The following is an 8,160-nucleotide window of genomic DNA, read 5'->3' on the forward strand; positions in this document are numbered from 1 at the left end:
GAGCCACGTCTGCTTGCCGCAGTTGATCATGTTGCGCAACAGCGCGCCAGAAGCACAGGACCAAAGACAGCCGAATCTCACAGTTAAGGACAAAACTCGACGCTCAAAGCGCCATGTCTCAGATTTAAAGGCAAAGCGACACGGCGTAAAGCTCGCCATTCCGATACTGCCGCCGCCACATAGTCAGCAGGAAGCGCGATACCATGCCGACGTGTCGTTACCGCCACCTCACGTCGCCCGACGAAGCTCCCCTCCACGATCTGGAGGTTGTCCGCATCACCCCAGTATCGCCGCCGCGGCACGTGCCCGTCATTCCCACGCTTGACAGCATAGGTTTTACGGCTAACAATCCAAAAGCGCGAATTTCGGATATTGTTCGAATAACGAACATCGGTTTTTTTGAGAATGAAGCTACCTAAAACGGCGAAGAGCCAGGATCTACCGGCGACGCGACGGAGGATGCGTTTCGGTAGAGGGTTGCTGGAGCAATTAAGGGCATTCGCCGCCCGCTGTGCGAGTGCGTTTGATTTGTTGAAGCGATTCCGGGGTGCGCAGGAGTGACAAAATGGAGGAGAGTAAATGCCAATTATCAGATCAACTACGGCCCTTGCAGCAATCGCGAGCGGTTTCTTCTTGACGGGTGTGGATCATGCCGATGCCGCTGTCGCCGGAGATTTTCCCAATCAGTTTCTATCTTGCTTTGACGCGGCGAATCTCACGGAGATTGAGCTTCCAGCGGATGTCCAAGGTTTTCGCCTGATCGAAATTGCAGAGCATGCCGGAGATAAGGGTATGCCGGCGCATTGTGAAATTGTCGGTGCGATCAATGATCGGATCAGCCCTGTGGACGGGCAACATTATTCGATCAAGTTTCGACTCAGGTTGCCGCAGGACTGGAATGGCCGCTTCTACATGGAGGGGGGCGGCGGCTCGAACGGCGCATTGAAAGACGCCATGGGGCCTACGGGGCTCAACCAAGAGGATTCTGCTCTTGAGCGTGGCTTTGCGGTCGTGACAACAGATTCAGGCCATGACAATGACACCAACTCCGACAGCAATGCCTCGGGGCGCTCCGCATTCGGCATGGATCCGCAGGCGCGGCTTGATTTCGGCTACATGTCCTATGATATTGTGACACGTGTAGGGAAGGCAATTGTCGAGAAATATTATGGTGCTGCACCTGAAAAGTCCTATTTCATCGGTTGTTCGGAAGGCGGACGCGAAGCTGCGCTGATGACGCAGCGCTATCCCGATCTGTATGATGGTATTGCGGCCGGTGCACCGGGGATCCACTTCTCATACTCGGCAGCCTATGCGCCGTTTCTGCTCAGAATCTTTGGGAACCTAGCGGAAACGCGGAACCAGTCGGGGCCTGACGGAATCCCGCTGCTGAACAAGCTTTATTCGGACAACGACGTTCAACTGATCGCTGACGCGGTTGTTGGTGCCTGCGATGCGCTGGACGGGTTGGAGGACCGGATGTCCAATAATATTGAGGCCTGTACGACTGTTACAGTGCTTCCGCGACTGAGAGCACTTACTTGTTCTGGTGCAAAGGAAGAAGGTTGCCTGCTGGAGGATCAGATCGACGCCTTTGTCGCCGGGATGGCCGGACCCGTGACATCAGACGGGACAAGGCTGTATCCCGGCCATCCCTGGGATCCCGGTATCGGCGGGCGGATCGGCGACAGCGTGAATGACGGATTCCGGTCGTGGTGGTTCGGTTCCTATGACAGCGACCAAAACAATGCCCGCAAAGTGACCCTCAGCACTCCGCAACACGCAATGCTCTGGCAGACCCCACCGGTGCCTCTGCGCCCGGATGAATATGTGCGGTTCGAGATGAACTTCAACATAGACGAGACGCCGGCGCTCGCCTATGCGACTACCGATCTTTACCCCGTCTCGTCGGCCGAACTTGGTAACGCGGATTCGCCGGACCTTTCCGATTTCGCATCCCGCGGCGGAAAGCTCGTGATCTATCACGGAGCGGCAGACGCAGCATTTTCCGCACTTGATACGATCAAGTACTGGAATGCCGTCAACGAGACAGCCGATGGTCAGGCAGCGGACTTTGCGCGGCTATTTATTATCCCCGGGATGAACCATTGCCAGGGAGGTCCGGCAACAGACGATGTCGACCTGCTGACCCCGCTGATGGCTTGGGTCGAGGACGATCTTCCCATCGAACGGCTTGAAGCCACGGTGTCCAACCCGGACTATTTTGGCGGCAAGAATCTTTCGCGTCCTCTGTGTCCGTACCCGCTCTATGCCGAGTACGATGGGGAAGGAGATCCGTCGAGCGCAGAGAGCTTCACCTGCGTCGCCAACTGACAAGCAACGAGAGGTGGGCGGCACAGCATATGCCGCCCACCGTGTCCTTGAGCCATCCGATGGCGGCCGACGGGGTGAACTGCCATCCCGCCAAATAACAGCAGCTATCGTTGCTGGCATTGGGGTCAGGATTCATAACCAATAGATGACGACAGCCGCGAGGGCGATGGCTGAGAGGAGCACCTTTGGGCATCGGTCATAGCGGGTCGCGACGCGCCTCCAGTCCTTTAGCCTGCCGAACATGATCTCGATCCGGTTGCGCCGCTTGTGGCGTCGCTTATCGTATTTGACCGGCGTCTTCCGCTGTTTTCGACCGGGATGCAGGCGCGTATGCCCTTGTCCTGCAATGCTTTTCGGAGCCAGTCGGCATCATAGCCGCGATCACCGAGCAGCCATTTGAAGTTTGGCAGGCCGCTGAGCAGGGCCCGTGCGCCGATGTAATCGCTCACCTGTCCCGCAGTGACGAACAGGTCGATCGGTCGTCCCTGACTGTCACAGATGGCGTGAAGTTTAGTGTTCATGCCGCCTTTGGTTCGCCCGATCAGGCGGCCACGCCCCCACTTTGACGGCCATGCTGGTCGCCGTTCGGTGGGCCTTCAGCAATGTCGCATCGATCATCACGGTCGTCTCTTCGCCGTGTGCCGCCGCTAGCCCGACCATCATCCGCGCGAAGATCCCCTTTTCGCTCCATCGCTTCCAGCGGCTGTAAAGCGTCTTGTGTGGATCATAGGCGGAAGGCGCATCTCGCCAGCGTAAGCCATTGCGGTTGATGAAGATAATCCCACTCAGCACGCGTCTGTCGTCGACCCGAGGCTTACCGTGAGACTTGGGAAAGAAACGGGCCAGACGTGCCATCTGCGCGTCGGTCAGCCAGAAGAGATCGCTCATTTCAACGCTCCGTTTTCGGAGCCGTGAATCATGCTGTGCAACCGAAATCAATGCATCCTGACCCTAGAGAACGATTGCAGGGCCGCTCGGCGGACGGATCGCGCGAGCCGGTGCGGATCATCGAGCATCCCGACGTGCGCAAGATGCTGTTGACTGGCCAGGCTCTCACCAAGGCCGGGCGGGCGCTGGCGGTCTTCACAGCCTTGCAGATGGATGTCGCCGAGCGCCACCCGGACCAGGACCGGAGGCGGAAGGCCGAGGGGCTTGTGGCGCTTCTGACGCCGGTGGTAAAGGCGGCCTTCACGGATTTCGGCTTCGAGATCACGGTACAATCCCAGCACGTGTTCGGCGGTCACGGATACATTCGCGAGTGGGGAATGGAGCAGTATGTGCGCGACGCCCGGATCGCTCAGATCTACGAAGGGACCAACGGGGTTCAGGCGATGGATCTGGTTTCCCGCAAACTGCCGCTGGAAGATGGCGCGGTCGCCCGCGGTTTTTTTGACCTGATGCGCGCAGATATCGTGAGAGCGAAGGGGGTGCCGCAGTTCGACAGCACCATACAGGCCGTCGAGGGAGCGCTCGGCAGGCTGGAGAAGCTGACCGACGAGCTTGTTGCCAAACGGGGCGACGCTGTGGAACTGGGTGCAAGCGCGACCGATTACCTGGGGTTCGTCGCGCTGGTGAGCTTCGCCTGGATGTGGGTCCGCATGGCGGCAAGCTGCGACCGGGATACTTCGGCGAAGCCACATTGCCGCAGCATATCCGCTTTAGCTCGGTTTTTCGCTGCAAGAGTCCTTCCTCAGACCCAGGCTTTGGACGCTGCAATCCACTCCGGCGCCACCGAAACAATGGCGCTGGCGGACGAACTACTCCGAGCGGACCAAAGCCGTCGATAAAGCCAAACCCCTGGGCAGGTCCGCTTAGTCGAGCCGCTTAACCCACTAGCGAACTCCATCCGAAGGCCGTGCCGTAAGGCAAATTTCACTTCCCTTGAAGCAAGACTTTTCGGGACTTTCATCGTTCAACTCTGCATCCGCGAAGTTGACATCACGCCTCAAAATGCACAAAAATAGGGAAAATGTAAATTTTTCACGGTGGCAGAATATGGGGGAAACTAAGAAATCCGTGAGCAGGACGGCGCAGACCTATGAACGTATCCGGTACGCGATCATCAGTGCGGAGATCTTTCCTGGCGAGCGGTTGAAGATCGACGAGTTGTGCAAGAGATTCGACGCGAGTTCCGGTGCCATTCGTGAGGCCCTGTCTCGCTTGTCTTCCGACGGATTGGTGCTAGCAGAGCCTCAAAAGGGGTTCGTGGTCGCGCCTATCGCGCGCCGGGATCTGATCGAACTGTCGGAGGTCCGCTCCGTAATCGAAATGCGATGTCTCGAGCAATCGATCCGCAACGGGGGGGTCGCCTGGGAGGTTGCCGTGCTCTCCGCTCGACATGAGTTGAACGCGGTGTCGCACGCTAGAATTCTGCCGGAGACAGGGGAGTACAAGGATTACTACCTTCGGCATCAGAAGTTCCATGACGCGCTCGTCTCGGCTTGCCCAAATGCGTGCTGGTTGGAAATTCGCAGCTTGCTTTATCTCCGGTCCGAGCGCTACCGCCGCATCGCGATGCCAGTGGACGAGACCGGGCGCTCGGTTGAGAAGGAGCACAACGAGATAGCCGATCTAGCGCTCGCCCATGATGTCGATGGCGCTGTCGCCGCCATAGAACGCCACATCCAAAATACCACAGATATGATGCTTCGTGCGAACCTGCCGGAACTTGCCTCTGAGTGATCTGCTTGGGCATTGTGCCCCCGAACGAGACACCGCAACCGACTGGTCTTGCCCCCGTTTCAGCGGACACTCAGGCGGTTGCGGTTTGAGCTGCGATGAACTCGCGCGGTGAGCGCATCTTCAGCCCCGCGACCGAGGTGATTTTCTACTCCATGTGGCACGAGCGAGCTGGTGACAATGTCTACGGCACTTGACCGTCTTGGCATGTAATTACCCCGCCAAGGTCGGGCCGTTGCAGATGCAGCATGGAGGCTTCAACATGGCGGACATCGGCCTCCTGCAGCTTATCTTATTGTTAATTAATAGTTAATTGTACTTCACGCGGATTGCATCGTCTCCGCCAGCCATCGATTGACTTTACTAAAAATACATTTTAGTTAAGATAATGCGTAATTTGCCGCATCCTGATTGGACAGTTGAACGGCGAGACGTGAGGGAGGAAGCGCGCAACACCGGGTCAACTACCTCAGTCTGGTTCGGGCCAGGTGCAGGCATCTGCTGTGCATGTGAGGGCGCCGGTGGACAAGGCGCGTGGTGAAGCGGTCAGCTCTGCGACAGAAGATCATTAATGGGAGGAAAATATGAACAACACTAGAACACTAGCCGCGACAATCATGGCGATTGCGATGACGACCAGCGCGGTAGGAGCGGAGACGCTGCGACTTCTCACGTCTTGGCCCTCAAGCGACACACTGACATACGCGCAGGTCGAGGGGTTCAAGGACGCGGTCGAAGCGGGCAACGCGGACTTGCAGGTGGAGTTGAACGGCCCGGAAGTGGTGCCCGCCTTCGAGCAACTCCAACCGGTGAAATCCGGGGTCTTCGACCTGCTCTACACTCACGGCGCTTATCACGCTGGATCGAGGGGGCTAGGATTGGTGACCGACGTGATCGCTCCAGACGTGGATTTGCGACGGTCCTCTGGCGTGTTCGCCGCTTTAGATGCGTTCTACCAGGAGACTCATGGGCTGAAACTCATCGCCATCTCGCCGCTGGCCCCGCAGGGGTATCATTGCTACTTCCGTATGCCGATTGACCCGGAAAACGATTGGTCCGGCCTAAAAGTACGCGGTATCTCGAGCTTTCAGGGTGTGATCGCGGCCATGGGGGCCCAGCCCGTCGCGATGCCGTTTTCCGAAACCTATACCGCGCTCGACCGCGGTGTCGTCGATGGGGCGTGTGGGCCGAGTAGTGGCATGGTCGCCACTAAACATTACGAGGTTGCGCCCTACCGCGTGATGCCGTCATTCGGCAATGTCGATGGCTTGTTCCTGATGAACCTCAATCGCTGGAACGGACTGAGCGACGCGCAGAAGGCCCTCATCGAAAAGGTCGCTGTGACACTCGAGCACGACAATCTAGAAGCCGGCCACGCTTACGTCGAAAACGAACAGAGCCAGCTGGAGAACCTCGGTGTGCAAGTTGTCAAGCTTTCCCCCGAGAACGCAGACATAGTTCAAGATGGCTGGGTGTCGCACAACTGGCAGTTGGCCGAGACCTGCTGCGGCGAGGCGGCCACAGCCCTGCGCGAACTTGCCGAGAACGCTGGTCTCACGAAGTGACATCGCTGCGCTCGTTGAAGCTGCAATTCCTCTTCAACGGGCGCAGTGAGGAGACTGTCAAATGGAAAGCCCAAGCAGTATGTCAAATCAGTTCGGAACCCTTCGAGATGCGATCACGAGCGTGTTCTACGTGATCGCCAAGTTGTGCCTTCTGGCCATCGTAGGCAGTTATTTACTCGAGATCGTGGCAAGATATTTCTTCAGCAAGCCGCAGTGGTGGGTCGAAGAGACCGTATCCTACCTGCTTCTCGCCTCGGTGATGATGTCGATGCCAAAGATCACACAAGACAAGGCTCACGTTGCTCTGTCCGCAGTGCTCGAATATCTCGGCGAGCGGGCGCGGGATCGTTGGGTGGTTGCACTGAACCTTGTATCGGGCATCGTTTGCCTGCTTATCACGGTACTTTCGCTCGTTGAGAACCATCGCCAGTTCGTCGACGGCATTCTCCTAATCAAGGTCGGCTCAATCCAAAAGGTCTTCATCTCGATCTGGATCACATACGGGTTTCTCTGGTCTGCTCTATACTTTTTCCGCGACGCATATGCCGGGCTTCATACGGCGCTACGCTGCCGCCAGGAGGTCCTGTGATGGCGTGGTGGATTCTCATTCCGTGCGGGTTCGCGTTCCTGATCATCGTCTTCGCCTCCGGCGTTCCGATGTTCGTCGGCTTTCTCCTCGCCAATATCGGCGGACTACTTCTGCTAGTGGGGTCGAAGGGATTTCCGCTAATCGTCAATTCGATCTTCGACACGCTAACCGGGACCGTCCTAGCCGCCGTGCCCCTCTTTATCCTAATGGGCGAGATACTGTTCAGGTCAGGTTCCGTAAACCGACTGCTAGACTCAGTGGACACGCTCATCCGCGGGATCCACGGTCGGCTCTACATCGTGACGCTAGTGCTCTCGGTGATCTTCGGAGCCCTATCGGGATCCACCATGGGTGTGTCCGCGATGATGGCGCGGCTGCTCTACCCTGAGATGATGCGCCGGGGTTACGACAGCCGACTCACGATTGGCGCAATACTGTCGGGTGCCTCGCTGGCCCCGATCATTCCGCCGAGCATCGCCATTGTTATCACCGCCATGCTGACGAACGTTTCCGTCGCCAAGCTCCTGATCGCTGGCATCCTGCCCGGCATTTTACTTGCCGCCATGTTCATTGCCTACATCGCCCTCCGGCTGGTCTTGACGCCGTCAGTGGCGCCACGCAAAGGCGACGAACTGCTCAACCCTATTTCTCTCAGGGACGTGGCCAAAGCCATCGCGGGGATCCTTCCATTCAGCATCATCATCTTCTGCGTAATCGGGACGATCCTGCTGGGTATCGCTACGCCGACGGAAGCGGCGGCCGCCGGCGTATTCGGAGCCACATTACTGTCGGTCGCGCAAGGCACTTTCAAGCCTAGCGTACTGTCTGAGTCCGTCGCCTCCACGCTGCAGGTGTCGCGTAGCCCTTAATTGTGAGATGAGAAATTCAATGAATTCAACGACTGTGTTTTGCCCTTAAATATGAGATTTTGCCTTTAATTCCGATATTTTTGCCCTTAAACCTGAGACAGGGTTCACAGGCTTGTGCGGCAGA

General features: G+C 57.5%; 6 protein-coding genes and 1 pseudogene. 6 read left to right on the forward strand and 1 reads right to left on the reverse strand.

Annotation, left to right across the window (positions count from 1 at the left end; genetic code table 11):
- Window positions 1–579: 579 nt before the first annotated feature.
- Complete coding sequence (locus AC13DE_RS16705) at window positions 580–2,334, forward strand: tannase/feruloyl esterase family alpha/beta hydrolase (protein ID WP_097374464.1); 1,755 nt, start codon at window positions 580–582, stop codon at window positions 2,332–2,334.
- 132 nt (window positions 2,335–2,466) lie between these two features.
- On the opposite strand, the pseudogene AC13DE_RS16710 reads toward AC13DE_RS16705, so the two are convergent.
- Window positions 2,467–3,222, reverse strand: a pseudogene (locus AC13DE_RS16710) (IS5 family transposase).
- Between the two features lie 74 nt (window positions 3,223–3,296).
- Here AC13DE_RS16710 and AC13DE_RS16715 point away from each other — a divergent pair.
- The 5 genes from AC13DE_RS16715 to AC13DE_RS16735 all read left to right on the forward strand — a co-directional run bounded on the left by AC13DE_RS16715 (window position 3,297) and on the right by AC13DE_RS16735 (window position 8,036).
- On the forward strand, window positions 3,297–4,121 hold the full coding sequence (locus AC13DE_RS16715; RefSeq protein ID WP_293711602.1) for an acyl-CoA dehydrogenase family protein: 825 nt from the start codon (window positions 3,297–3,299) through the stop codon (window positions 4,119–4,121).
- Window positions 4,122–4,329: 208 nt separating this feature from the next.
- Window positions 4,330–5,016: a GntR family transcriptional regulator gene (locus AC13DE_RS16720; RefSeq protein ID WP_198405288.1), complete on the forward strand. Its 687-nt coding sequence runs from the start codon at window positions 4,330–4,332 to the stop codon at window positions 5,014–5,016.
- Window positions 5,017–5,597: 581 nt separating this feature from the next.
- On the forward strand, window positions 5,598–6,578 hold the full coding sequence (dctP, locus tag AC13DE_RS16725; RefSeq protein WP_097374467.1) for a TRAP transporter substrate-binding protein DctP: 981 nt from the start codon (window positions 5,598–5,600) through the stop codon (window positions 6,576–6,578).
- Between the two features lie 61 nt (window positions 6,579–6,639).
- Window positions 6,640–7,167, forward strand: a complete 528-nt coding sequence (locus AC13DE_RS16730) for a TRAP transporter small permease (protein ID WP_097374468.1) — start codon at window positions 6,640–6,642, stop codon at window positions 7,165–7,167.
- Window positions 7,167–8,036 carry a TRAP transporter large permease subunit gene (locus tag AC13DE_RS16735; RefSeq protein WP_097374469.1) on the forward strand — a complete coding sequence of 290 codons (870 nt, stop codon included), beginning with the start codon at window positions 7,167–7,169 and terminating at the stop codon, window positions 8,034–8,036. The genes AC13DE_RS16730 and AC13DE_RS16735 overlap by 1 nt, the downstream gene beginning before the upstream one ends.
- Window positions 8,037–8,160 lie beyond the last annotated feature (124 nt).

The sequence above is a fragment of the Sulfitobacter sp. L-8 genome (genome assembly GCF_056859255.1).

Excerpts from the sequence above, each read along its gene's own strand:
- dctP (WP_097374467.1), top strand. The coding sequence starts at position 5,598 with ATGAACAACACTAGAACACTAGCCGCGACAATCATGGCGATTGCGATG.
- AC13DE_RS16735 (WP_097374469.1), top strand. The coding sequence starts at position 7,167 with ATGGCGTGGTGGATTCTCATTCCGTGCGGGTTCGCGTTCCTGATCATC.
- AC13DE_RS16730 (WP_097374468.1), top strand. The coding sequence starts at position 6,640 with ATGGAAAGCCCAAGCAGTATGTCAAATCAGTTCGGAACCCTTCGAGAT.
- AC13DE_RS16720 (WP_198405288.1), top strand. The coding sequence starts at position 4,330 with ATGGGGGAAACTAAGAAATCCGTGAGCAGGACGGCGCAGACCTATGAA.
- AC13DE_RS16705 (WP_097374464.1), top strand. The coding sequence starts at position 580 with ATGCCAATTATCAGATCAACTACGGCCCTTGCAGCAATCGCGAGCGGT.